Below are 22,745 nucleotides of genomic sequence, written 5' to 3'. Positions count from 1 at the left end.
TTCACCTCTCCGGATCGGCTACGGGCACAGTGGGGGACACGGTCACGGCGTCCCGGCCGTCGGGCCGGTCCGTCCGAGGGGTGGGTGGTGTCATCTCCCGGGAGCGCAGCCACACTTCGCAGGCGATGGTCGGATGCAGCAGATAACTCTCCGACTCCGCCGTCAGGGCGCGGCGGCACCAGTCGCGCAGGATCTGCTCGTCGACCAGGCCCAGGCGGGCCAGCCGGGAGTCCTCGCACAGCGCCAGCAGCGCCCGGCGGTGCTCCCGCAGCCCCGCCTCCTCCTCGAACGTGGCGTTCGCTTTGGTGCCGCGGGTGCGGCTGGCCTCCGGAACGATGCCGCGCATGGCCTCGACGATGAGCGGCTTGTACCGCCAGGGGGTGATGCGCTCCTGCGGCCGGACGGCCAGGGCCGCGTCGATGACACGGGCGTCGTAGTAGGGGGCACAGACCTCGATTCCCCAGGGGGCCGCCATCTGCCCGATGTGCCGGGCCCATTGGGAGATGCCGTCCATGGCGACCAGCTCGCGGTGTTCGCCGTGCCCGGTGCCCCGGGGTTCCGTGGTGGGCAGGCCGGCGCGCAGCAGCTCGCGGACCGCGGCGACGGCGTCGGGTGTGGCCCAGGGCGGCATGCGGGGCGGCATGGACCAGCCGAGCAGGGGCTCGTCGACGGCGGGCGCCGGCTCGGTCAGGTCGCGGGCGACCCGGCCCAGCCAGGTCCGGTAGGAGCCGCGGTCCATGAGCTGGCGCAGCACCGCTCGCCGGGTCCAACGGTATTTGGCGGCGTATCCCCGTATGCCGCGCAGGGCGACGAGGGGGTGGGCGGGAAGCAGCGTGTGCAGCCGGGCGGGCGTCCCGGCGAGCAGTTCGTCGCCGCCCAGGCCGGTGAGATGGACGCCGGAGCCACGGGATGCGGCCAGCTCCACGATGCCCATGCGGCGGTTGCGGTCGACGGTGAGGATGCTGGGCGTGTCCAGGACGTCCTGGAGGGTGTCGACGCCGTCGAAGGTCATGGCCGTCTCGTGGGCCGGTACGACGTGGTGCTCGACGCCGTCGAGGGCCCGGACGGTCCGTTCGGCCCAGTACACGTCGTCGCCGGCCTCGTCGTGGAGGGCGGCGGTGTAGGCGACGACCTTGGTGCTCCCGAGGGCCGCGGCACAGCACACGGCCGTGGAGTCCAGCCCGCCCAGATCGGAGGAGACCAACTCGTGCCCGCGCGTGCGCACCTCGACCGCTTCGACGAGCGCTTCCCTCAGCCGCGCGGCACCCTCGGCGAGCGGCAGGACGGGCTCCGGCGGTGTCCACCGTCGTGTGGTGGAGGTCCGTCCGTCGGCGTGCATCGCCAGACAGTGGCCGCCGGGCAGGGCGTGCACGCCTTGCCACAGCGCGTCCCCTGCCCAGGGGTACGGCACGCCCACGGTGAGCAGCTCCATCGCGACGCGGCGCTCGTCCAGGCGGGCCCGGGTCAGTTCGGCCAGGACGTCGGCCCGGTCGGACGCCACGGTCACCGCTCCCCGGCCGGGCACGTCGACCCGGGCGTGGAAGACGCGCCGCAGACCCACGACACCGCCCTGCACCTGCATCAGTCCGCCGCCGCTCGCGACCAGGTGGAAGCTGCCGGCCCAGCCGGCGGCGTGGTCCAACGCCGTGAGCAGCGAGGTGCCGGTTGCCGCCGAGGCGGCCCGTTCGGCTTCCCTGGCGGTGACGACGTGCTCCCCGAGTACCGCCACGCGCGTGTCGCCGTGCTCTCCCACCACGACCGTGCCCGGCGCCCAACGGCCCACGAGCCAGGGTCGTCCGGAGGCGTGGCGCAGGCTCCGGGAGGCGTGGGTGAGCGCTTCGGCGGCGAGAGCGGCGGCCGCGTCGGTGTCGGGGAGGGCTACGAACCAGGCGGGTACGGCCTGGAGAGACAAGGACTCATCCATAGGCTTACGGCCTTCGATCGGTGACGACAGCGATGCTCGGGGCCGGGGAGCGGGTGGCGGCCGGATGCCGCCACCCGAGAGCCGGGCCGGCCCGGAGGCCAGGCCCGGCGCTCTGGGACCCGCGGTCGCTCAGCGGACGCGGGTCTGCCCCGTCAGAGGAGCTGCTTGCCGCCGAGGACGTCCTTGGGGCCGGTGCTCTTGATGCCGGTCACCTTGCGGAAGCCGCCGGCCTTGGCGAGAGTGGGACGCTCGTACGTCATGATCGTTCTCCTTTTACCGTGGGGACGATGAATACAACAGACGTCTGCGCGACGGACCCTGACCGGGTATTTCCTTGCGGAAGTCCGGTCTTGGATCCGTGGCACCCACCGTAAGTATGAAAAACGCCATATCACAATGAGGCCTCGGACATTGTGGGGGCACGCCGGGGGCGTGTGCTCGGGCATTTCACTGACGAAGGATGTCTCGCGCCCCTCCGACGACGCGAGGAGAAATGCTCGGAAAATCGTTTTCCCGAGCCGTCGCCAACGGCCGGAACAGCAGAGAACGCTTCTGCCCGGACTAAACGCGAACAGAATGCCGAGCGATGGGAGAATCGTTCGCCCTGAGGACTTGGTGCGCGACCCCAGAAGCTCTACGTCCGACGCCCGCGCCGGGTCTTCCCGGTCGCTTCACGGCCGGACGCGATGTCGGCCCGACGGGCCCGACGACGCCCTGGACCGGCCCCACGACCCCCTGGACCGCCCCGCGCTCACGGCTGGTCACCGGCATCCCGATCACTGGGTAGAGTGTCGCCGCCACAAGGGACATCGCAGGTGAGGCAGGGTCAGGGGCATGGGCATATTCGACCGGGTGAAGACTCTCGGCGACTCGGTGGGCACCGCGGCCACCAGCTTCGGCAGGGACGTCGCGCAGGCCGTACAGCGCGGCGCCGACGCCGGACGCGCCGGTACGAACGCCTCCGGCGACTGGGTCCTCTCCGTGCTGCGCTCCCTGCCCGCCCCCGCCGCGCCCACGCACGAGGAGTGGGAGTTCTCGCTCGGCGCCCTCATCTGCCGCCACCCCCGGGTCCCCGCCATCACCGCCAAGGCGCTGCGCCCGCTGGACGCCATCGGAGCACTGCGCTTCGGCCCCGACTCCATCGGTTTCGACGGCGAGGACATCCCCTGGTCGAAGGTCGTCCACCTCCAGCTGCACGACGCCTTCAGCGCCATGACCACGGAGGCGCTCGACGCCGAGATCGACCGGATCCGGGACCTGCTGCCCATGCTCCCGGGCCGCAAGTGGGTCGTCACCAAGGTCGTCGAAGGCCTCGCCTCCGTCATGCTCGCCGCGCTGGAGCAGGCGGGCGAACAGCGGCTGGAGACCGTCACGGTCGCCTGCGAGATCACCTACCGGGGCGCGCTCGGCATGAAGAAGACGCTGCGCGCCAACATGTTCACCACCGCCCTGCTCGCCCAGCAGGCGGAGGTCATGCGCAGCCTGGTGCTCACCGCGCAGGCCAACGGCGTGCCCGTCCTTCCCGCGGAGGCTCCCCAGGCGGGAACGCGCACCGCCGAGCGAGTGCGCGCACTGCGGGCACGCACCGACGCGGTCGCCGCCCAGCTGCGTACCGAACCCGACACGGACGCCCCCGCCCTGGAAGCCGCCCCCGCCCCCGCGCCCTACACGCCGACCCGCCCGACGGGCTGAGAAGCCGCACCCCACCCGGCGAAAGGAGCCCCATGCACGCGGCAGCCGAGGACGAGGTCCACGACGAGTTCTTCCCGGTCGTCCCGGCTCCGGCCGACGGCGGCCACTGGCAGGCGCCCACCGACCTGGAGCAGCAGCTGTACAAGCTGAGCCGGGCGGACAACGCGTACGCCTACCTGCGCACCCTCGCGATCGAGGGCGTGTACTACCCGGTGCGCCTCGACGAGGTGCGGGCGGCCGGTGCGGACACGTACCCCATGCTGACCAACGAGACCCCCGACGGCCGCACCGTGGCACAGGTCTACACGGCCGGCCTCCTGCCGCGGCCGCACCCGTTCCTCGTCTACGAGTACGCGACGCTCGGCGCCCTCGCGCACATCGTTCCCGAAGAGGTGGAGATCCTCGCGGTCAACGCGGCCACGCCCTGCGAGCAGTACTTCCTGGCCGGCGACGACGAACGGGACACCTGGCTCGATCTGCACCACGAGCTGTTCTCGTCCGACGCGCTGATGGACCGTGTGGTGACCCGGCGCACCGGCGCCCCCGCCCCCGGGCCCCTCCTGCACGGCCTGGCCTGCGGGGCACACCTGTGCTTCCGCAACGGCGACGCGTGGAACACCCCGCACTGGCACGGCACGGGCTACCGGGGCGAGATCGAGCGGATCGCCGACGACTGGAGCGTGAACGATCGCGGGGACTGGCTCGTGATGCAGGAGCGGCTCCTGGACCAGGAAGTGAGCCCCTGGTACTGGGACTTCGTCCTGGGTGCGCGCAACGCCCTGGCCGCCGCGCGCGGCGGGCGCGTCGACCCCGAGGAGTGGCGCGACACGGTGGAGGGCACGCTGCGCGTGCGTGCCCAGGAGAGCGGCACCCCCACCGACGACCGCGAGTTCGGCGAGTTCGTCGCAGATATGCGTGCGCTGGTGGGCAAGGTGCTGCGCTACGAGGCCCGCTTCCGCGCCGACGAGCTCCTGCCGCCCGACGGCTACGTCCGCACGATCGCGGCCTGGGACATCGGGCGCGCCTCCAAGATGGCCCGCTGGGGCAGGGGTGCCCGGTACGCCACGGAGGCCGAGATGCGCACGGCGATCGAACGTGCGTCAGGGGCGGCGCGGTCCGCCTACGACTCGTGGGAGGAGTTCTCCGCCGGGTACATACTCGGCCGGTGCCTGCACTTCGACGAGGAGGCGTTCGGCCGCTGGTACACCACGGTCCTGGACGCCCACCGGGCGCTGACCACCGACCCGGAGAGCCCGTGGCGGACGGTGCCGTTCGGGAACCGTACCTGAGCCGGGGCAACGCGGCGGTCGGGCAGAGCGGGCGGCAAGCCGCAAGGCCAGGGCGGGAATTCGCCATTGCGTTCCCTTGTCTCGACTCTCCGCGGGGCGGAACCCATCATGGTCGCCGGCGCATCCTCCGTCCGATCGGGCCCGTCGCGCGTACCGGGCCGAGCACGGTGACTTCGCCATGATCGACGGGGGACGGCATTCCCTGACCGAAAGGAATCCGGATCATGCAGAGGAACGCCAGACGTCTCGTCTCGACCGCGGCCGGGCTCGTACTCGCCGCCGGCACCCTCATCGGAGGGTCGACCGCGGCCAGCGCGAGTGAAGCCGACTCCCGGAGCAAGGACGGGGTCGCGTCCTGCTACGGCAGCGCGAAGGCGTACTCCAAGCCCGCAGGGCAGGACTTCTACCCCGACAACGGCGCCTCCACCCTCACCACCACGACGAACTGCGCCGACATCAACATAAAGACGAACACCAACCGCTATGTGGCGGTGTGCTTCTGGAAGAGCACGGGTGGCTGGCTCTGCAACCAGGACCACTGGACGTACGCGAAGGCGGGCCAGTGGACCACCGTGGCGCGCAGCGTGCTCAACGGCAGCCGTTTCGTCTTCTCCTTCAGGTCGGACGCCAAGTCCACCGGCCACTGGGCCGCCTGACCCGGCTGCCCGCCCGGTACCGGATGTTGGCCGATTGGCCACTGTGATCGCTGTTGTCCGTGGGGCGAGGCTTGCCGAGGGGCCGAGGAAGTCAGGGGCCCCGAGGTCAGGTCATGAGGCCGACGGCGAGGGAGCACGCATGAGCCAGGACGGCGCCGCATCCGGTACCACTGAAGAGACGACACGCCGTTACTACGAATCCGCTGACGTCGACGCCTTCTACGACGCCGTGTGGGGCGGCGACGACATCCACACCGGCATCTACGCGCACCCGGAGGAGCCGATCGCGGACGCCTCCCGGCGCACGGTAGACCGGCTGGCGGACCGGCTGGTGGACCGCCTGGGCCCCGGGCGGTCCGTACTGGACCTCGGGTCCGGATACGGCGGGACCGCTCGCCATCTGGCCGCCCGCTTCGGCTGCACGGTCGTCGCCCTCAACCTCAGCGAGGCACAGAACGTGCGTCACCGCAGGACCAACGCCGAGCGCGGGCTCGACGGTCACATCGACGTCGTCACCGGTTCGTTCCATGACATACCGTATGGAGACGGGCGCTTCGACGCCGTGTGCTCCCTCGAGGCCTTCTGCCACAGCGACGACCGGGAGAGGGTGCTGCGCGAGGCGGCACGCGTCCTCAAGCCCGGCGGCGTGCTGTCCTTCACCGACCTCATGGCCGCCGAGGACGCACCCGACCGGACCCTCCGCCCGGTCGTGTCCCGTCTCGGCGTGGACGCGCTGGCGACCCCCGCCTTCTACCTCCGTGAGCTCACCCGGCTCGGCCTGGACCACGCCGATTTCGAGGATCACAGCGACCAACTGCCCGTCCACTACGACCGGCTGACCGAGGAGACCGGCCGGCGGGAAGCCGAGCTCCGCGGCGTCATCAGCTCCGACTACGTCGACCACCTGCTCGGCAACCTCCCCTTGTGGGCGGCGGCCGCCCGCAGCCGGCAGCTGCGGTGGGGCATCTTCAGCGGACGCCGCTCCGCATAGGGGCCTCCCCGCCGTCGCGGCGACGGGGCAGGGAGCGAAGCCAGGTCTCGCAGGCGACCGTCTGGGAGAGGGGCGTGATGATGCGCGTGGTGGGCTGCGGAGCGAGCAGCGCCGCGCGCAACGCGGCCGGGTCGATGAGCCCCATGCCGGCGAGCAGGGAGCCGTCGAAGAGTTCCAGGAGCTCCACGCGGTGGCGGTGCAGGGCGGCGTAGAAGTCGGCGCTGTAGTCGCCCTTGGTGGTGCGGGCCAGGAGCCGGTCCGCGACGATGCCCCGCATCGCGGCGGCCAGGAGGGGCTTGCCGGCGGTGGGCGAGGCCCGGTCGTGCAGACGGACCGACAGCGCCGCATCCATCACCGCGTCGTCCAGGCACGGCGCGGCCTGGGGCAACCCGGCCCGCCCGGTGGCCTGGTCGAGGCGGCGCACCGCGCCTCCGGCGACACGCGCGTACAGGATCGCCGCGTGTTGCGCGCGCTGCCGGGCCAAGGGTTCCGCGGCACCGGGGACGTCCTCGCGCAGCAGTTCCTGCGTGGCCCGGACCGCGTCCGGGGTCGCCCAGGGCGGCATGCGCAGCGCCGGGCCCCAGTCCATGGACGGCAGGACGGAGGTGTCGGGCAGCGTGGTCAGCCGGTCGACGGCGCGGGTCAGCCAGCGCGCATACGGGGTGCGATCCACGAGGGCGCGCAGCAGCGGTCCCAGCGGGTACCGCAGACGCAGGCGGTAGGCACGGACATGGGCAGGCGCCGTGAGCGGCCGGCTGCGGACCAGGTCGTAGAGGCAGCGGGGTGTGAGGGTGAAGAGTTCGTCGCCGCCGTAGCCGGTCAGGTGCAGCCGGGAGCCTGCGGCGTTCATGCGGTGGGTCAAGTCCTCCAGACGTGCCCGGTCGCGCACCCACGTGCCCGGTTCCTCCCACGCCGGATACGAACCGCTCACCCCGGCGAACCACACCGGGATCCGGTTCCGGCCCACCCGCTGGTGCTCCGCACCGGGTAGCGCGGCCGTGGTGTGTCGTACCCAGAGGGCGTCGTCGTTGCCGGGGTCGGTTCCCTCCCGGTGGACGGTGACCAGCCGGGCCGGGCCGCGGGCGGCCAGTACGCACAAAGTGGTGGAATCCAGGCCGCCGGACAGATCGGCACTGACCGTTCCCCCGCCTGAGGTGCAGGAGTCGACCGCGGCGACCAGAGCCTGCCGTAACGCGGTCGCCCCTTCCGCCAGGGGGAGGGCCGGCTCGGGTGCACGCCACCAAAGCCGCGCCACCGCACGGCCGTCGGGCTCGACCAGCAGACAGTGGTCGGGCGGCACCGCCGTGACGCCCCGCCGGATGCTTGCGCCGTCCAGCGAGTGGACGGCGCCCGCCGGCAGCAGCCGCGCCGCCAGGACGCGCTCGTCCACAGGGGCGCCGATCACCGTGGCCAGGACGTCACAGCGGTCCGCTGCCACCGTCACGCCGCCCACCCGGGCGTGAAAGACACGCCGGACCGACGCCGCACTGCCACGGACGCGTACCCGGCCACCGATCGAGGCGACCAGATGGAAGCTGCCCGCAAGCCCCTCGACGATCCGCTCTACCGAGCCGACATCGTCCGTACGGCCAAGGCGGACCGAAAGCTCGGCCGCCGTGACGGGGCAGCGCCCGATGACCGCCACCCTTGCCTCTCCGGCCTCACCCACCACCACATGACCGTCGGGCCAACGGCCCAGCAACCACGGCCGGCCGGACGCGTGAGCAACGATGCGATCGGCCGACGGGCGCAGCACACGTGCCGCGGTACGAGCCGCCTGCCCATCGGGCACTACGGTGAACCACACTCCATCCAGCATCTTCGGTACGCGCGCCGCGGGGCTCTAGAACCACCACCGCAGACCTTCGCCGCCCTCTTCGAGGACGTTTCCTTCGGGCCACCCGAGCGTCAGGGCGGAGAAGTCCCCGACCTCGACCAGCACCGGGGGCTCGTACACCGACGCGTCGGGGCCCGGGCCACCGGATCGCGTCACCGTGAGATCCGCCATCGTCCGTTTCCTTTCCGAAGAGAACGTGCCGTCGGGGACATTCCTACCCATGGGGGACTTTGTGTACGTGATCGCACGGTTGTAGGAGTCGGCTCGAAGCGCGCACCGGCGCGGAAAAGGGCGTGCGTCGGGCGACCGGGCGCGCCGATACTGGGTCGGTGCTGATCGCGGATGCTGTCCTGGAAACCATCGACGTCGCCGACTTCGCTCTATGGCCTGTCGCCGCCCTGCCCCCTTACGGCTTCCTGGCTCTGTCCGGGCGGATGTCGATGCCGGAGGTCGGTACGGCCATGGCGATCCTGACCGACTACAACTCGGGAGACTCCGACGACGACCACGGCCTCGAAGACGATCGCCCCGCATCCGACCCCGCCGAGCGAGTGCGCCGCCTGATCACTACCGACCACCCCATCGCACGAGGTGGCGTGCGCCTCCGTGACACCGGCACCGGCGTCACCGTGAACCCCGGGTGCTGCTGCGGGCTGGAGGACTGGCACGAGTGGTTCGGCATCCCGAACGGTGACCTCCCCTGGCTCGGCCACGACCCCTCTCCACGCATCGAGCCCGCCGGGCAGGCCGGGCACGCCATCCGGCTGTGGCCTGACGGCGGTGATGCGGATGAAGCGCCCTCCACGGACCCCATAGAGCTCGCCCTGGCCGACCTGCCCGGCATGCTGGGGACCGTCCGCGATGAACTTCGCGGGTTCCTCTCGCTCGTGGAGCAGTGGGCCGGTCGCTACGTTCCTTCCCTCGGCGGAGAACTGACCGCCCGGATCGAGGCCGCTCTGGCACCGCCCGACAGCTGCGGACCGCCAGGGCGACGGGATCAGGGCGCGGCTCACCCCCGGGGCGTGAGGCCCTGACGACAGGTGACGGCGGGCCCTCGGTCAAGTCGTGACCGTGCCCGGAAAGGCCCGGCTCCAGCTCCTCGCCGGGCAGGTAACGGCCGGGGAGGTACAGGGCCTCGTGCGCCAGGTCGTGGGCGTCGGCGCTGCCGTGCAGGGTGCTGCTGGTGCGGCGTTGCTGGCGCTGGTTCATGCGGCGGTCGATGCTGTCGGCAGGCCAGTCCCGGCTGACCTTGTCGGCGGAGATGTTGCGGGCCTTGGCGATGTCGACGACTTTGATGCCCCGGTCCCGGGCCTGCTGGGCGATGGCGGCGTCCAGGTCCTGAATGTCCTTGCTGATCTCCGCGGACCCCTTGAGCAGCGCGAGCGTCTGGGAACGCAGGGAGTCGGCCCCGCTGAGCCCGGTGCGGTCGGCGTGCGCGAGGTCGCGTAACCGGTCGACGCGCTGCCCGAGTTCGTCGAGGATCTGCTGGACGTACTGGTCGTGGCGCTCGGCGTCAGGTGACGTCCTACGGGCCGCACCGGCCCGGTAATAGGCCCTACGGCAGGTGTCGCTGCAGTACTTCCTCGGCCTGCCCGACCTGGTGGAGGTCTCCATGGGGCTGGAGCAGGCCGGGTTGTGGCAGGTCGCCGTGCTGCCCGCACCGTTCATCATCTCGGGGGTAGCCCTTTCGGGGTGCTTGCTCTGCCTGCGGGTTTCGTGGGACCGGCGGTCGGACCCGGCCGGAGTCGACGGCGGTACGCGGGTGCTGTCGGGCCGGCGTTCCCCTCCCACGGGCCCGACAGCGAGTGCCGCCTTACATGCCGTGCGGCCGTCGGCAACGCAGGCAGGAGCGGTCCACGTACGCCAGCACGGCGACGACCGGGGCCGGTGCCGCGGCTGTGGCAGCCGCCGCACGGACGGCATCGGGCGAGAAGATGAGCATCAGCCCGACCACGAGCAGCGCCAGGAATGCCGTTCCCTGAAAGCTTGTCGTCAGGTAACGGACTTCCCAGGTTTGGCCGGGGCCATGGCGCGGGATGTTACGGTCGGCCCAATGCGGCGCGGCGCCGGAAACGGCCTGTAGCAGCGTGCGGTCAGGAGGCATAGCACCCTCCGGGATCGAGATGGACAAGGCAAGAGGGCCCTGGCAACTGGTTGACGGCCGGCCAGGGCTTTCTCGTTTCCCAGGACGCTACCGGGCCAAGACTTCGATACGCCAACATGACGAACCGCAAAGGGCAGCGTTGCCCGAACGAACAAATAATCCCCAATACCGGGCACGCGCATGGTCGTTATCGATCTCCTGCTCCGCCACTTTGTGCCATCGACGGCCAAGCGTCATGGGGTGGGGGGTGGGGCAGCCCGGGCGTGGAGAGTGTCGGGATCGGCCCGGCGCCGGGCTGGGCAGGGACGTGGCGTCCGCTACTTCCGTCGAGCGTGCCGGCCCTTGCCGCGGCGGAGGACTCCCCGGAGGAGTTTGAGCGGCCCCTTCGGCGCGGGGAGCGGCAGCTCGGGCGCCGGAGCGATGGCCTCGACCGGTGCTCCGGCGGGGTCCTCGTGTCCCGGTTCCGGATGTGCTGTCACATATGACACGGCGACGGACGCTGACAGCGTGGGGAAGGTCGCTACGCCGAGGTGGCTGGGCAACGCGGTCGCCAGCGTGCCTTCGGGAGGCGCGACGTCGGACGGGGCCGTGGGCGACCAGGAGGAGGGCGGATACAGCGGGCCTAGGAGGCAGTAGGGGTCATAGCCGGGATCCCACCCCTCGGGCGGGTAGGCGTGCACGAGGTAGCCGTCGTCCACGTTGCCGGGGGGAGTGCGACTGTCGAGCGCGCCCCGTTGGACGTACTCGCCCCAGGCGGTGAAGTCCCATCCCGTCATGGGGACGTTCGGGATGAGCGGCGGTGGGACGTGCTCGGCGGCGGAGGCCATCGTGGCCGAGACCTCGAGGAGCGCGGCCTGTTCGGCGTTCGTGCGCTCGAGCTCGTCCCGCTGGCTGCGCATGTCGAGAACCAGACTCTGGGCGTCCGCGGTGTCCTTGCGTGCCCGTGCGGCCGCGTCCTCGGTCTCGGACAGCCTGCCCTTGAGGCTCTTGATGTGCTCTTGCTGGCGGGCCAGATTCGCCCGCAGGGCCCTGGTCCGCCGGCGCTCGAGATCGAGCTCGTCCTTCAGCAGCCATGCGTCGATCTGCGGACGCCGGGCGGGTGCGACACGGTGCTCGGCCTCGCGCAGCTCCCGCTTCGGTCCTTGCTCCTGCCGGCGCTGGAGCGCGTGCAATCGGTCCTCAAGGATGCTGCGGAACTGACGCTGGGCCTCGCACTCGTCCTGCAGCATGCAGTCCGCGTACCGGTGCGGGGCGCAGGCGCGGAGCATGTCGTAATAGGACACCATGAACGCCTGCCGGTCCTCGCGCGGGAGGTCCCGGCCGTCCTGGCCCAGCAGGTGCAGGAGGCGACCGATCTCGTGCCGCCCGGGCAGGTGCGTGCCTTCGCAGACCGCCTTCAGCACGGCAGCGGACAACGCGTCGTCGCCACCGGACCCCGCCGCCGCGCTGAGCCGCTCGCTGATGTCGTCGAAGTCGCCGCCCAGCGGGTCGATCACCTTGCTGCGAAGGCCGGCGGTGAACGCCTGTACCGGTGCCGGGAGAGCGAGGTAGTCCCTCTCCTGCTTCGCTTCGCGCCACAGTGCTTCGAAGCGGGGCCAGACCACGTCGGGCGGTCGCGGGTCCTTGCCGTCCTTGTGCAGCTGTAAGACCACGAGCTTGAGGGTCTCCAAGCGGGTCAGCCGCTTGCAGGTGAGCACGTCGCCGACGGTGTTGTGCGACGCTGTCGCCGTCCGTTCCTCGTCCGCGCCGATGCTGTCGGCGATGACGCGGTATGACGGCTCGCCCGCCTCCTTGTGCAGCGCGCGCACCGCGTCGCGCAGGCGGAGCAGAGCGCCGCCGGGCCCCTGCTCAGCCGCAGTCCGAACGGGCATGGCCGAGGGCTCCCTGCTGTCAGAACATTCAGAGAATCACGATGCTGACATCACACGGGCCCCACCGGCGGTGATGTGACAACCATTCACTCGTAAGAGCACGTAAGCCACTCCTTGCCAGGGTGTCGACTGGTAGAGGCCGACCGGTGATCCGCCGTCGGCCTCGATACGACCGGGCCGCCGCAGACCAGCTGGGCAGCAGGGGACGGCGGCCCGGTCCACACCCACCAAGGGGCACCATGCATCCTAGGAAGCAGCACACCCGGCACGCCCATCCCGGCCAAACCCGCCACAAGACGGCGCCGGTGAGCTACCGTGCCCGCCCTCACGCAGCCCTCCTGGCCGTCTTCATCGCCATGGCACCCGCCAGCACGGCACGGGCCCAAGAGATGCCCGCGTCCCCACCGTCCTCCGCGACCCCGGCATCCCCCGGCGCCACCCACCCCATGGCGCCGGCCACCCAGCCCCCCGACCTGACGGTCGACGGAGTCCTGCGCGCGTCGTTGCCTGGTTTCGTCGCCGGTCTCGGCTCCGGCACGGCACTCGCCGTCACGGGGTGGGCCATCAGGAAACTGACCGCGCGCCGTTCGGCGCCTTAGGGGAAGACCCTCAGTTGGTGAGGGTGACGCAGGGGAGGCCTACGCTCGCTCCGCCGCGGAAGCCTTCCGCGCAGAGCCTGGTGCCCGCGGGGAAGTGCCGTTGGGGGTAGGCCTGGTCCCGGTACGTCCTGAAGGCGGCGACGTCCTCGACCTTGGTCCTGGCGCTCCAGCCGTTGGTGGTCCATACCCGGGCGCTGATGCGGTGCGGTTGATTGGTGTTGACGACCGACACCTCCACCCTGCCCAGGTAGGTGCCCGTGTCGTAGGTCTCGATGCAGACCGAGTTGTTGCACCACTTGCCCGCGGCCGCCGCCGGAGGCCCGGAGACGATGACGCAGCCGATCGCCGCAGCCGTCGTGGCGATCCCCGCGATGATTTTCCTGATGACGTCGTGCATGGTGAGCGCCCTCGTCGTTCTTCCCGGCCCCGGCGCACGGCGTCGGGGCCCCGTCGGTCATGTCTGGCGGGGCCCCACAGTCTGGCTTCATCGGATGAGCGGAGCCCCGGACGGACCAACGCACGGAAAGATCACGAGTTACGTGCTCGGTCGCGGAGCTGCGCTCGCGCCCCGGGGACGATGATGACCTCCCCCGTCCGGGGGAGAGCCGCCGTCCCGGCCTCGTTCTCGTGGCAGTGCGAGTCGACCGCGCAGGCGGATGAAGCCGGCCGGGCCGCACGCGACGATGATTGACATGAGCATCGACGCGACCGTCCCCACAGCCGAGACCACCCTCACCTCCTCGGCAGCGCCGCCCCGTTGGGCGGTCCGGGCCGCACGCCTGACACCGTGGGTGGTCCTGCCGAGCGGGTTGTGGCGGATAGCCCTGGTGCTCGGGTACCCGGCCGGCTACACCGATGCCGGCTTCGAGGACTTCCAGTCGATCGGCGCGAAGGCCTGGATGCTGGCCCTCAGCGTGATCTGTGAGCTCGCGGCCTTCCTCACGGTCGGGCTGGTACGTCCGTGGGGCGAGGTCGTGCCCCGGTGGATACCGCTGATCGGAGGGCGCGTTGTGCGCCCCATGGCCGCCGTCGTTCCCGCCGCCCTCGGCGCGTTGGTCATGACCGCGCTCTGGGCCGACGTCCCCTGGTGGTGGACCTACCCGCACGACGACATGACGCACACCGGCAACCTCGTCGTGGGCATCCTCTACCAACCACTGATCCTCTGGGGCCCGCTCCTCGCCGCCGTCACCGTCTCCTACCACCGCCGTCACCGCACCGCCCGCCGCCGAGCGGACATCACGGTGTGAACGCCGGGCCACTGCAGTCCCGATTCCGGATGGCTTCGTCATGCGTGTTTACGCTGCATTCCGAGAAGACGGCCGGATCATGGTGTTCGGCCCCGTGCGCGGGGCCGCGAGCCGTCTGTGGTCGTCGGCTCACCAGGCGGGGCGGATCGGCCCCTGCGGTGCGAGTCGGGTCAGGTCGGCGACGAGTTCCTTGAAGCGTTCCTCGCCCAGCGCCTCACGCCACGGCGCGACGGCCGCCCGGGCCGCCTGATCGGCGGCGCGAGTGGCGGCCCAGCCGTCCTCGCTCAGCGCCAGGAGCCGGGCGCGGGCGTCGCGGGGGTGGGGGAGGCGCAGTACGTACCCCTTGCGGACCAGCTCCTCGACCAGCTGGGCGGCCGCCTGCTTGGTCACCCCCAGGTGCTCGGCCAGATCGGCCGTGGTGGCGTCGCCGAAGGAGATGCGGGCGAAGGCGAAGCCGTGCGCGGGCCGCAGGTCCTCGAATCCTTCCTGGGACACGCGCGCGTGGATCTTCTGGACCAGCTGTCCGGAGAGTGCGAGCACGAGCGCGGAGAAGGCCAGGGCGTCATCCATGGGCTTGACTATAACTGGTCAAGTTGCTTGTCTATATGGGCAAGCAGCTTGTCTATGTGTTTCATTGCGTCCATGAGGAGACCGGCATGCCCTTCATCCGCAGCAACGAGGCCCTGGTGCACGAGATCCACGGCGTCCGCTTCACGTCCTACGTCAGGCCGGCCACAGGAAGCCGGGACCTCGCGGCCTGGCGCGGTGAGATCCCGGCCGGAACGGTGGGTCCGGCACATGTGATCAGCCACGAGGAGGCCTTCTACGTGCTGTCCGGCCGGCTGCGGTTCACCATCGACGGCGACGTCGCCGAACTCGGCGCCGGTGACGCGGCGGTGGCTCCGGCAGGCGCCGCGCTGGCGGTGGCCAATACGACCGACGAGCCCGCGCACATGTGGGTCACCACGCGCGTCGGCCTCAGCGCCGAGCTGGCCGACGGCAGCATCATCACGCCGCCCTGGGCCAACTAGGGCGAGGGGCGCCGGCCGCGCACCACAGGGCGGATCCGGCCGTAGGGTTCTCCCATGCCCGAACTCAAGCCCGAACTTCAGCTCCTTCGTCTCGATCACGCCCCGGCCCTGCTCGCGTTCGAGCAGGAGAACCGGGCCTACTTCGCGGCGTCGATACCGGACCGCGGCGACGACTACTTCGCCGACTTCGACGCCCGGCACGATGCCCTGCTCGCGGAACAGGCCGCCGGGCTGCACTTCTTCCACGTGCTGGTGGGAAGCGACGGCGAGGTGCTGGGGCGGGTCAACCTGATCGACGTGGCGGACGGTTCGGCCGAGCTCGGGTACCGGATCGCCGAGAAGGCCGCCCGCCAGGGCCTCGCCACGACCGCCGTCCGCCAGACGTGTCTCCTCGCCGCCGCACAGTACGGTCTGAGCGCGCTGCGGGCTGTGACGACGCTCGACAACCCCGGCTCGCGAGCCGTGCTCGCCCGGACAGGATTCGTACCGGTCGGCGAGATTATGCTGGACGGCCGCCCGGGGACGCGCTACACCCGGGACCTGAGCGCGACGAGCTGACGGCCCGGCTGCTCCGCCACGCCCCCGACCACCTGCCGGCCCACGGTGCTTCCCGGGAGCCGACCGGGTTCAGCCGATGCCGTCGGTCAGATCGGTGACGAACTTGCGCAGCAGGCCGGCGCGTACGGGCAGCACGCCGTGGAGGACCTGAGCTCCATAGGCGACGGCGACACCGGGCGGCGTGGCGGTGACCCAACGGGTGCGCACCGCGTCACGCAGCCAGTCGGGTGCGGAGTAGTGGGCACGCTCGTGCGGCAGCCGATGGGTCAGCGCCGTACCCGGCGCGTATCCCTCCTCCTCACCGACTTCCTTCCCCGACCAGATGACGGGGCTGGAAGTGGTCTCGACGTAGAACTCGCCGCCCCGGCCGGGCCCGTCGAGGACGACCCCGATGCGCCCCAGCCGGCGCGGCCGGACGGCGGGATCCGGGATTCCGTCGAGGTGAGCGGGAACCTCCTGCCCCACGGTCAGCTCCGTGTACGCCCACGGTGCATGCGCCGTGACCGAGGGGAGGACCCGTCGCAGGACGGGCAGCGCACGGGTGGTGGCGGCCCGCAGGATCTCCTGTGCCTGGCCCGGGGCCGCGATGACGTCGGCCTGCGAGCGGGGTTTCCAGCCGGTGGCGGCGTGCTCGGCGTCCATGATCTTGACCAACTGGGCGAGCTCGTTCGCGTCGAGGAAGTCCTCGACCGTCTGCAGGGCCAGGGTCTCACTGAGATGGATCACGCTGGAGCTCCCTTCTCGGACGAAGCGTCGCGGGAAGTGTCATGCCCGCCCCGCCGCGTGTCGAGGGCACCAACCAGCCGCCCCGAACGCTTCCGCGCACTGCCGACCGCCCGGACGCGGGAGTGTCGAAAGGGTCAGTTCTCCACGGTCTGGACCTGGGGCGGGTGGCCGTTCCAGGTGACGAACACGGAGGTGGTCCTCGTGCCCGCCGCGAAGTCCACCCGTATCCACTCGCGTTGCTTCCACACCCGCATCTGCCAGCCCTCGTCCGGCGTCGCCGAGACGAGCGCGGCCGAGCTCTCGCCGAGATCGAAGACCGCACGCCCGCCCCGGACCGGGAAACTCTTCACCTCCCCGGCGGCCGACGGAGTCTGGGCCTCCGGGCTCTGCACGGCACCGACACCGGCACCGGCCGTGGGCGGGAGCGAGACCGTGGGCTCGACGCGCGTCGCGGACGGTGCCGGAGCGCCCGGGCGCGGAGAGGCCGGCGGCCCGGGGGCGCGGGTCGAGGAGGCCGACTGCCCCGCCGACCGGCCCGCCGACGGCGCCGCCGTGCCGGAGATCGGCAGGGCGCGCGGCGGCTCGTAGGCCGTGCCCGCCAGAACGGTTCGTACCCCGTACCAGGACACCGCCATGGCGACCGCGGTCGCCAGCGCCCACGCCAGGGCCTGCATGATTCCTCGCCTCACCTGGCTCATAGTGCCTCACTCGAATGGCGTACGGTGCGGGCCATGGCAAGACTGCTCGTAGTCGAGGACGATCCGTTCGTGCGCTCCGCCCTCATCCGGCAGCTGACGGAGGCTTCGCACACCGTACGCAGCGTCGGAACCGCTCTTGAGGCGCTGCGCGAAGTGGCCCAGGTGGGCTTCGACCTGGTCATCCTCGACCTGGGGCTGCCCGATCTCGACGGGGCGCAGGCGCTGAAGATGCTGCGCGGCATCACCGACGTGCCCGTCATCGTGGCCACCGCGCGGGACGACGAAGCGGAGATCATCCGGCTGCTCACCGACGGAGCCGACGACTATCTGGTCAAGCCGTTCTCCGTCGCGCACTTGACGGCGCGCATGGCCGCCGTGCTGCGCCGCACGGGCAGTGCCGGCGCCGCGGGCGAGCCGGTGCCGTCCGCGGCGCTGCGGATCGGCGGCCTGTCCGTCGACCCACTGCGACGCCTGGCCGAACTGGACGGCGCCGCACTGGACCTGACCCGCCGTGAGTTCGACCTGCTGGCCTACCTGGCCGGCCGCCCGGGCGTCGTCGTCCCCCGCAAGGAACTCCTCGCCGAGGTCTGGCAACAGTCCTACGGCGACGACCAGACGATCGACGTCCACCTGTCCTGGCTGCGCCGCAAGCTGGGCGAGACCGCGGCCAGGCCGCGCTACCTGCACACCGTGCGCGGGGTCGGGGTGAAGCTGGAGCCGCCGACCGCACCGGAGCAGCCGTGAGATGGGCGCTCATCAGGGTGTCGCTGGCCGTCACCGTGATGGTGGTGCTCGCCTTCGCCGTTCCGCTCGGGCTGGTGGTCAAGGAGCTGGCCCGCGACCGCGCCTTCGCCGACGCCGAACGGCAGGCGGCCCAGATCCGGCCCGCACTCGCCATCACCACCGACCGCGACCAGCTGGAACGGGCCGTCGCCAGCTCGCAGGCCGGCGGGGACGGGCGCATGGCCGTCCACGTACCGGGCACCGACGGCACGCGCAAGGGGACCGGCCCCGACCCGCACGAGGCGTACGACATCGGCCGGCGACGGGCCGATCCACGCGACGTGGAGACGGCCCGCCGCGGCCGCTCCGCCGTCACCTCCGTGCCCGGAGGCTACGCCCTGCTCCAGCCGACGGCCCTGAGCACCGGCGAGTTCGCGGTGGTCGAGGTCTACGTACCGCACCGCGCGGTCGGCAACGGCGTCACCACCTCCTGGGTGATCCTGGCCGGCGTGGGCCTCGGTCTGGTCGTCGGCTCCCTGGCCACCGCGGACCGCCTCGGCCTGCGCCTGGTGCGCCCGGCGGAACGGCTCGCCAAGGCCGCCGCCGAGCTGGGGGAGGGGAAGCTGGGCGTGCGCGTACGCGAGGACGGGCCGGCGGAACTGCGCGCCGCGGCCGTCGCGTTCAACTCCATGGCCGACAAGATCGTGCAGCTGCTCTCCAACGAACGGGAGCTCGCCGCCGACCTCTCGCACCGGCTGCGCACCCCGCTCACCGTCCTGCGCCTCAACGCCGCATCGCTCGGTGACGGCCCGGCCGCCGACCAGACCCGCGCCGCCGTCGCGCAGCTCGAGCGTGAGGTCGACCAGCTGATCCGCGCCGCCCGCGAGCAGGGCGAGCACAAGGAGCGTCCCACCCTCGGCTGCGACGCCTGTGAAGTGATCCGTGACCGGATGGCGTTCTGGTCCGCACTCGCCGAGGACGAAGGTCGAACGGTACGCCTCGCCGGTGTCGACGCGACCGTACGGATCCCCGTCGCCCGCCCCGAACTCGTCGCCGCGCTGGACGCGATGCTCGGCAACGTCTTCCGGCACACCCCCGAGGGCACCGCGTTCGCGGTCGACGTGCACCACAGCGACGAGGCCGTGATCGTGCTCGTCTCCGACGCGGGCCCGGGCATCGCGGACCCGGACGCCGCGCTGCGCCGTGGCCACGGCGCCGGAGGCCCCGGCTCCACAGGTCTCGGCCTGGACATCGTGCGCCGGGTCGCGGAGTCCACGGGCGGCGACGTACGGATCGGGCGGTCGGTGCTCGGCGGAACGGAGGTGCGGGTGTGGCTCGCGTTGAACGGGGGCGAGCCGCGACGCCGTGAACGCCGTCGGAGGGTGCGGCGCAGGCCCCGGCATTAACGCCCACCCATGCGTACCTTAAGCCCGCCATAAGAAGCCTGCCCCGGACCGCGATTCGGCGATTTGCCCGGTTCGCTCTCGCTAGCGTGCCGCCCGTACCTACCCCCCAGTCAGAACAGGCAGGCACGCGATGGGTTCCTCCGCACACCGCCGACGAGTGAGCCGCAAGGCGAGGCTCGCCGGCATCGGCGTCGCCGCGGCGATCGCGACGGGCGCCGCGTTCACCCTCACCGGCACGGCACAGGCCACTTCCGTCGGCGTGACCTTCTCCACGGGCAGCACCTGGTCGGGCGGCTACACCGGGCAGTACGTACTGACCAACGGCACGGGCAAGGAACTGCCGGGCTGGAAGCTGACGTTCGACCTCCCCGAGGGTGCGAAGATCACCTCCCTGTGGAACGGCAAGCACACCGTCAGCGGCCGCGGCGTCACCGTCGAGCCCGAGAGCTGGAACAGAACCATCGCCCCGGGCGCCTCGGTGACCGTCGGCTTCGTCGCGACCAGTACGAGCGCCCCCACCGTGCCCGTCAACTGCCGGATCAACGGCGCGAAGTGTTCGGCGGACGAGAACCCCGCCCCGCGACCCAGCCAGACCACCTCCGGCCCGTCCCGCCCCGAACCGACCCCGACCGGCCCGGCTCCGACCAGCCCGGCCCCCGGCGGCGCGAAGGCCGCCTTCGCCCCGTACGTCGACACCTCCCTCTACCCCGCCTACGACCTGTTGGGCACCGCCCGGAAGACGGGCGTGAAGAACTTCAACCTGGCCTTCATCACCTCCGGCGGCGGCTGCACCCCCAAGTGGGGCGGCGTGAGCGACCTCGGCAGCGACGCGGTCGCCCGGCAGATCGCTCCGCTGCGCGAGGCGGGCGGCGACGTACGGGTCTCCTTCGGCGGCGCCGCGGGCTCCGAACTGGGGCTCGTCTGCTCCTCCGCCGAGGAGCTGGCCGCCGCGTACGGCAAGGTCGTGGACGCGTACAAGCTCACCAAGGTCGACTTCGACATCGAGGGAAGCGCACTGCCCGACACGGCGGCCAACACGCGCCGGGCCCAGGCCATCGCCCTCCTCCAGAAGAAGCACCCCGGCCTCGACGTGTCCTTCACCCTGCCGGTGATGCCCACGGGCCTCACGCAGGACGGCGTCAAGCTGGTGGAGAACGCCAAGAAGAACGGCGTGTCCATAGCGGCCGTCAACATCATGGCGATGGACTACGGATCGTCGTTCAACGGCGACATGGGCCAGTACGCGATCGACGCCGCCACCGCGACGCACGCGCAGGTCAAGGGCGTGCTGGGGCTGAGCGACCAGGCCGCCTGGAAGGCCCTGGCGGTCACCCCGATGATCGGCGTCAACGACGTGGCCGCCGAGATCTTCAAGGTCGACGACGCGACGCGGCTGGCGGCGTTCGCCCGGTCCAAGGGCATCGGCTGGCTGTCGATGTGGTCCGCCACGCGCGACAAGCCGTGCCCGGGCGGTGCGCAGAATTCCGCTTCCGCGACCTGCAGCTCGATCGCGCAGGACGAGTTCGCCTTCACCAAGGCGTTCGCGGCCGGCCAGACCTGACGCGCTTCCCCCCACACTTCCCCCCACACACTTCCCCCCCACACCGCCCCGCACGCACGGCACCCCCCACCACAGGCCGGCGTGCGGGGCCACCCCCTCACCCACTAGGAGACCCCCATGCGCATGCGTCACACGGCCCTGCGAGTGTCGCTGCTCGGTACCGTCCCCCTCGTCCTCACCGCGCTGACCGCCGGGCCCGCGGCCGCGCACGGCTCCATGACGGACCCCGTCAGCCGGGTGTCCGCCTGTTTCGCGGAGGGGCCCGAGCATCCGCGTACGGCCGCCTGCAAGGCGATGGTCGCCGCCGGCGGCACCCAGCCGCTCTACGACTGGAACGAGGTCAACATCGGCGACGCCGCCGGGCGCCACCGTCAGATCATCCCGGACGGCAAGCTGTGCAGCGCGGGCCGTGACAAGTACAAGGGACTGGACATACCGCGCGCCGACTGGCCGGGCACGAACCTGGCCGCGGGCAAGCACACCTTCCGGTACCGGGCGACCGCCCCGCACCGTGGCACGTTCGAGCTGTACATCACGAAGGACGGCTACGACCCGAAGAAGCCGCTGAAGTGGGCGGACCTGGAGGCGAAGCCGTTCGCCAAGGTCACCAACCCCACCCTGAAGGACGGGAGCTACGTCTTCGACGGTACGGTCCCGAAGCGGTCCGGCCGTCACCTGATCTACAGCGTCTGGCAGCGCTCGGACAGCCCCGAGGCCTTCTACACGTGCTCCGACGTGGACCTCGGCGGGAAGGCGCAGGCGACGAAGGCGTCGGCGCCGGCCGCGGCCGCTCCCAGCGACGAGCAGATCGCCGAGCTGGCCGCCAAGTCGACGGTCGACCACGGCGGACACGGCGGGGACGGCCCCGGTGAGGGCGCCCCCGGCAACGGCGGCCCCGGGCACGTCGGCGACGGGCACGAGCCCCACTCCGCGGCGAAGGCCGCCGACGCCCCGACGACCGGCGACGCTCCGGCGACCGGCAACGCACCGGCCGCCCAGGGCGGCCACCTCGCCGAGACCGGTGGCGACAGCCGTACGACGGTGCTGGCGGTCGGGGGTGCCGGGGTCCTGGCGGCCGGGTCCGCCATCCTTCTTCTGGCCCTGCGACGACGCTCGATCCGGAACCGTGCCTAAGGATCCCGTTTTGCTCAATTTTGCGAATATCTGAGAAGGGTGGCTCCTGCCGCCCGGGTGAGACGCGTCTCACCCGGGCGGCAGACGCTTGTCTATGAAACGAGTTGCATAGCAGGATCCGGGGTATGGCACTCGAGCACGCGATCCTCGTCTCCCTGCTGGAGAAGCCGGGGTCCGGTTATGAGCTGGCCCGGCGGTTCGAGCGGTCCATCGGCTACTTCTGGACCGCCACCCATCAGCAGATCTACCGCGTCCTCAAGCGCATGGAGGGCGACGGTTGGATCGACGTGCGCGAGGTGCCGCAGCAGGGCCGGCCGGACAAGAAGGAGTACTCCGTCGCCGCCCTGGGGCAGGCCGCCCTCTCCCGCTGGCTCCACGAACCGATCGAGCCCGAGAGTGTCCGGCACGACCTGGCCGTGAAGATCCGGGGCGCGGCCTTTGACGACCCGGCCGCGCTGATCCGTGAGGTCGAGCGGCACCACCAGGCGCACACCGACCGGCTCGCGCACTACCTCGCGGGGGAGCTGCGCGACTTCACCGGCCCCGAGGCACCCGGGACGCCCGACGCCGGACGGGAGCTGCAGCACGTCGTCCTGCGCGGCGGCATCGCCTACGAGCGGATGACGCTCGCCTGGCTCGACGACGTACTCGAAACCCTCCACCGCATCCGCCGCGAGCGCTGACCCCGGCGCCGG

At 71.5% G+C, this 22,745-nt stretch carries 25 protein-coding genes; 15 read left to right on the top strand and 10 right to left on the bottom strand.

Features of this window, described 5'->3' with window-relative positions; all coding sequences use genetic code 11:
* Position 1: 1 nt before the first annotated feature.
* Both ACIGXW_RS14175 and ACIGXW_RS14170 read right to left on the bottom strand, forming a co-directional pair.
* The gene (locus ACIGXW_RS14175; protein WP_399573080.1) at positions 2-1,924 is read right to left on the bottom strand and encodes a lasso peptide isopeptide bond-forming cyclase; all 1,923 of its coding nucleotides are present in this window, start codon (positions 1,922-1,924) and stop codon (positions 2-4) included.
* 152 nt (positions 1,925-2,076) lie between these two features.
* The gene (locus tag ACIGXW_RS14170; protein WP_399573078.1) at positions 2,077-2,184 is read right to left on the bottom strand and encodes a keywimysin-related RiPP; all 108 of its coding nucleotides are present in this window, start codon (positions 2,182-2,184) and stop codon (positions 2,077-2,079) included.
* A 574-nt stretch (positions 2,185-2,758) separates the two neighbouring features.
* Here ACIGXW_RS14170 and ACIGXW_RS14165 point away from each other — a divergent pair.
* From ACIGXW_RS14165 to ACIGXW_RS14150, 4 genes are all read left to right on the top strand, one after another.
* The gene (locus ACIGXW_RS14165; RefSeq protein WP_071967573.1) at positions 2,759-3,616 is read left to right on the top strand and encodes a hypothetical protein; all 858 of its coding nucleotides are present in this window, start codon (positions 2,759-2,761) and stop codon (positions 3,614-3,616) included.
* A 32-nt stretch (positions 3,617-3,648) separates the two neighbouring features.
* Positions 3,649-4,905, top strand: a complete 1,257-nt coding sequence (locus tag ACIGXW_RS14160; protein WP_399573076.1) for a DUF1266 domain-containing protein — start codon at positions 3,649-3,651, stop codon at positions 4,903-4,905.
* Between the two features lie 224 nt (positions 4,906-5,129).
* Entirely contained in the window at positions 5,130-5,561 is a 432-nt protein-coding gene (locus tag ACIGXW_RS14155; protein WP_399573074.1) for a hypothetical protein, read from the top strand.
* A 139-nt stretch (positions 5,562-5,700) separates the two neighbouring features.
* The gene (locus tag ACIGXW_RS14150; RefSeq protein ID WP_399573072.1) at positions 5,701-6,552 is read left to right on the top strand and encodes an SAM-dependent methyltransferase; all 852 of its coding nucleotides are present in this window, start codon (positions 5,701-5,703) and stop codon (positions 6,550-6,552) included.
* On the opposite strand, the gene ACIGXW_RS14145 is transcribed toward ACIGXW_RS14150, so the two are convergent.
* Together ACIGXW_RS14145 and ACIGXW_RS14140 are read right to left on the bottom strand one after the other, a co-directional pair.
* On the bottom strand, positions 6,530-7,996 hold the full coding sequence (locus tag ACIGXW_RS14145) for an asparagine synthase-related protein (protein ID WP_399573069.1): 1,467 nt from the start codon (positions 7,994-7,996) through the stop codon (positions 6,530-6,532). The two genes, ACIGXW_RS14150 and ACIGXW_RS14145, sit on opposite strands and share 23 nt — an antisense overlap.
* A gap of 399 nt (positions 7,997-8,395) precedes the next feature.
* Positions 8,396-8,560: a lasso RiPP family leader peptide-containing protein gene (locus tag ACIGXW_RS14140; RefSeq protein WP_177338725.1), complete on the bottom strand. Its 165-nt coding sequence runs from the start codon at positions 8,558-8,560 to the stop codon at positions 8,396-8,398.
* A gap of 158 nt (positions 8,561-8,718) precedes the next feature.
* On the opposite strand from ACIGXW_RS14140, the gene ACIGXW_RS14135 reads away from it, so the two are divergent.
* Both ACIGXW_RS14135 and ACIGXW_RS14130 read left to right on the top strand, forming a co-directional pair.
* Positions 8,719-9,423, top strand: a complete 705-nt coding sequence (locus ACIGXW_RS14135) for a hypothetical protein (RefSeq protein WP_399573067.1) — start codon at positions 8,719-8,721, stop codon at positions 9,421-9,423.
* 31 nt (positions 9,424-9,454) lie between these two features.
* Positions 9,455-9,838 (top strand): hypothetical protein, encoded by a 384-nt coding sequence (locus ACIGXW_RS14130; protein ID WP_399573065.1) that lies wholly within the window; start codon positions 9,455-9,457, stop codon positions 9,836-9,838.
* 364 nt (positions 9,839-10,202) lie between these two features.
* On the opposite strand, the gene ACIGXW_RS14125 is transcribed toward ACIGXW_RS14130, so the two are convergent.
* Positions 10,203-10,493 (bottom strand): hypothetical protein, encoded by a 291-nt coding sequence (locus tag ACIGXW_RS14125; protein ID WP_399573063.1) that lies wholly within the window; start codon positions 10,491-10,493, stop codon positions 10,203-10,205.
* Positions 10,494-10,810: 317 nt separating this feature from the next.
* Positions 10,811-12,364 (bottom strand): hypothetical protein, encoded by a 1,554-nt coding sequence (locus ACIGXW_RS14120; RefSeq protein ID WP_399573061.1) that lies wholly within the window; start codon positions 12,362-12,364, stop codon positions 10,811-10,813.
* Between the two features lie 239 nt (positions 12,365-12,603).
* On the opposite strand from ACIGXW_RS14120, the gene ACIGXW_RS14115 reads away from it, so the two are divergent.
* Positions 12,604-12,963 (top strand): hypothetical protein, encoded by a 360-nt coding sequence (locus tag ACIGXW_RS14115; RefSeq protein WP_399573059.1) that lies wholly within the window; start codon positions 12,604-12,606, stop codon positions 12,961-12,963.
* Between the two features lie 10 nt (positions 12,964-12,973).
* Here the strand turns inward: ACIGXW_RS14115 and ACIGXW_RS14110 are convergent, their stop codons facing one another.
* Positions 12,974-13,360 carry a hypothetical protein gene (locus ACIGXW_RS14110; protein ID WP_071967581.1) on the bottom strand — a complete coding sequence of 129 codons (387 nt, stop codon included), beginning with the start codon at positions 13,358-13,360 and terminating at the stop codon, positions 12,974-12,976.
* A gap of 295 nt (positions 13,361-13,655) precedes the next feature.
* Here ACIGXW_RS14110 and ACIGXW_RS14105 point away from each other — a divergent pair, with 295 nt between their 5' ends.
* On the top strand, positions 13,656-14,213 hold the full coding sequence (locus ACIGXW_RS14105) for a hypothetical protein (RefSeq protein ID WP_399573057.1): 558 nt from the start codon (positions 13,656-13,658) through the stop codon (positions 14,211-14,213).
* 129 nt (positions 14,214-14,342) lie between these two features.
* On the opposite strand, the gene ACIGXW_RS14100 is transcribed toward ACIGXW_RS14105, so the two are convergent.
* Positions 14,343-14,783, bottom strand: a complete 441-nt coding sequence (locus ACIGXW_RS14100) for a MarR family transcriptional regulator (protein WP_071967583.1) — start codon at positions 14,781-14,783, stop codon at positions 14,343-14,345.
* 86 nt (positions 14,784-14,869) lie between these two features.
* Between ACIGXW_RS14100 and ACIGXW_RS14095 the strand changes: the two genes are divergently transcribed.
* On the top strand, positions 14,870-15,244 hold the full coding sequence (locus tag ACIGXW_RS14095; protein WP_399573055.1) for a cupin domain-containing protein: 375 nt from the start codon (positions 14,870-14,872) through the stop codon (positions 15,242-15,244).
* A gap of 54 nt (positions 15,245-15,298) precedes the next feature.
* On the top strand, positions 15,299-15,802 hold the full coding sequence (locus ACIGXW_RS14090; protein ID WP_399573052.1) for a GNAT family N-acetyltransferase: 504 nt from the start codon (positions 15,299-15,301) through the stop codon (positions 15,800-15,802).
* A 69-nt stretch (positions 15,803-15,871) separates the two neighbouring features.
* Here ACIGXW_RS14090 and ACIGXW_RS14085 read toward each other — a convergent pair whose 3' ends face one another.
* Positions 15,872-16,528 (bottom strand): hypothetical protein, encoded by a 657-nt coding sequence (locus tag ACIGXW_RS14085; protein WP_399573050.1) that lies wholly within the window; start codon positions 16,526-16,528, stop codon positions 15,872-15,874.
* Positions 16,529-16,662: 134 nt separating this feature from the next.
* Positions 16,663-17,226 carry a hypothetical protein gene (locus ACIGXW_RS14080; RefSeq protein WP_399573048.1) on the bottom strand — a complete coding sequence of 188 codons (564 nt, stop codon included), beginning with the start codon at positions 17,224-17,226 and terminating at the stop codon, positions 16,663-16,665.
* Between the two features lie 33 nt (positions 17,227-17,259).
* Between ACIGXW_RS14080 and ACIGXW_RS14075 the strand changes: the two genes are divergently transcribed.
* From ACIGXW_RS14075 to ACIGXW_RS14055, 5 genes are all read left to right on the top strand, one after another.
* A complete protein-coding gene (locus ACIGXW_RS14075; protein ID WP_071967587.1) occupies positions 17,260-17,970 on the top strand; it encodes a response regulator transcription factor in 711 nt (236 codons plus the stop codon).
* A complete protein-coding gene (locus ACIGXW_RS14070; RefSeq protein WP_399573046.1) occupies positions 17,967-19,355 on the top strand; it encodes a sensor histidine kinase in 1,389 nt (462 codons plus the stop codon). Before ACIGXW_RS14075 ends, ACIGXW_RS14070 begins: the two co-directional genes overlap by 4 nt.
* A 130-nt stretch (positions 19,356-19,485) precedes the next feature.
* Positions 19,486-20,916 (top strand): cellulose binding domain-containing protein, encoded by a 1,431-nt coding sequence (locus tag ACIGXW_RS14065; protein WP_399573044.1) that lies wholly within the window; start codon positions 19,486-19,488, stop codon positions 20,914-20,916.
* Between the two features lie 117 nt (positions 20,917-21,033).
* Positions 21,034-22,050 carry a lytic polysaccharide monooxygenase gene (locus ACIGXW_RS14060; RefSeq protein WP_399573042.1) on the top strand — a complete coding sequence of 339 codons (1,017 nt, stop codon included), beginning with the start codon at positions 21,034-21,036 and terminating at the stop codon, positions 22,048-22,050.
* A gap of 125 nt (positions 22,051-22,175) precedes the next feature.
* Positions 22,176-22,733, top strand: coding sequence for a PadR family transcriptional regulator (locus ACIGXW_RS14055; RefSeq protein ID WP_071967590.1), 558 nt, complete (start codon positions 22,176-22,178; stop codon positions 22,731-22,733).
* The last annotated feature ends 12 nt before the right edge of the window (positions 22,734-22,745 follow it).

It is taken from the genome of Streptomyces sp. NPDC053079 (assembly GCF_044546695.1).
Classification (GTDB): domain Bacteria; phylum Actinomycetota; class Actinomycetes; order Streptomycetales; family Streptomycetaceae; genus Streptomyces.
This window is presented reverse-complemented; position numbering and strand designations above follow the sequence as displayed.

Bases quoted from the DNA above. Each gene is read 5' to 3' on its own strand.
- ACIGXW_RS14060 (WP_399573042.1), top strand. From the start codon at position 21,034: ATGCGCATGCGTCACACGGCCCTGCGAGTGTCGCTGCTCGGTACCGTC.
- ACIGXW_RS14170 (WP_399573078.1), bottom strand. From the start codon at position 2,184: ATGACGTACGAGCGTCCCACTCTCGCCAAGGCCGGCGGCTTCCGCAAG.
- ACIGXW_RS14110 (WP_071967581.1), bottom strand. From the start codon at position 13,360: ATGCACGACGTCATCAGGAAAATCATCGCGGGGATCGCCACGACGGCT.
- ACIGXW_RS14175 (WP_399573080.1), bottom strand. From the start codon at position 1,924: ATGGATGAGTCCTTGTCTCTCCAGGCCGTACCCGCCTGGTTCGTAGCC.
- ACIGXW_RS14105 (WP_399573057.1), top strand. From the start codon at position 13,656: ATGAGCATCGACGCGACCGTCCCCACAGCCGAGACCACCCTCACCTCC.
- ACIGXW_RS14090 (WP_399573052.1), top strand. From the start codon at position 15,299: ATGCCCGAACTCAAGCCCGAACTTCAGCTCCTTCGTCTCGATCACGCC.
- ACIGXW_RS14080 (WP_399573048.1), bottom strand. From the start codon at position 17,226: ATGAGCCAGGTGAGGCGAGGAATCATGCAGGCCCTGGCGTGGGCGCTG.
- ACIGXW_RS14150 (WP_399573072.1), top strand. From the start codon at position 5,701: ATGAGCCAGGACGGCGCCGCATCCGGTACCACTGAAGAGACGACACGC.
- ACIGXW_RS14125 (WP_399573063.1), bottom strand. From the start codon at position 10,493: ATGCCTCCTGACCGCACGCTGCTACAGGCCGTTTCCGGCGCCGCGCCG.
- ACIGXW_RS14065 (WP_399573044.1), top strand. From the start codon at position 19,486: ATGGGTTCCTCCGCACACCGCCGACGAGTGAGCCGCAAGGCGAGGCTC.
- ACIGXW_RS14140 (WP_177338725.1), bottom strand. From the start codon at position 8,560: ATGGCGGATCTCACGGTGACGCGATCCGGTGGCCCGGGCCCCGACGCG.
- ACIGXW_RS14120 (WP_399573061.1), bottom strand. From the start codon at position 12,364: ATGCCCGTTCGGACTGCGGCTGAGCAGGGGCCCGGCGGCGCTCTGCTC.
- ACIGXW_RS14075 (WP_071967587.1), top strand. From the start codon at position 17,260: ATGGCAAGACTGCTCGTAGTCGAGGACGATCCGTTCGTGCGCTCCGCC.
- ACIGXW_RS14165 (WP_071967573.1), top strand. From the start codon at position 2,759: ATGGGCATATTCGACCGGGTGAAGACTCTCGGCGACTCGGTGGGCACC.
- ACIGXW_RS14115 (WP_399573059.1), top strand. From the start codon at position 12,604: ATGCATCCTAGGAAGCAGCACACCCGGCACGCCCATCCCGGCCAAACC.
- ACIGXW_RS14155 (WP_399573074.1), top strand. From the start codon at position 5,130: ATGCAGAGGAACGCCAGACGTCTCGTCTCGACCGCGGCCGGGCTCGTA.
- ACIGXW_RS14100 (WP_071967583.1), bottom strand. From the start codon at position 14,783: ATGGATGACGCCCTGGCCTTCTCCGCGCTCGTGCTCGCACTCTCCGGA.
- ACIGXW_RS14055 (WP_071967590.1), top strand. From the start codon at position 22,176: ATGGCACTCGAGCACGCGATCCTCGTCTCCCTGCTGGAGAAGCCGGGG.
- ACIGXW_RS14160 (WP_399573076.1), top strand. From the start codon at position 3,649: ATGCACGCGGCAGCCGAGGACGAGGTCCACGACGAGTTCTTCCCGGTC.
- ACIGXW_RS14095 (WP_399573055.1), top strand. From the start codon at position 14,870: ATGCCCTTCATCCGCAGCAACGAGGCCCTGGTGCACGAGATCCACGGC.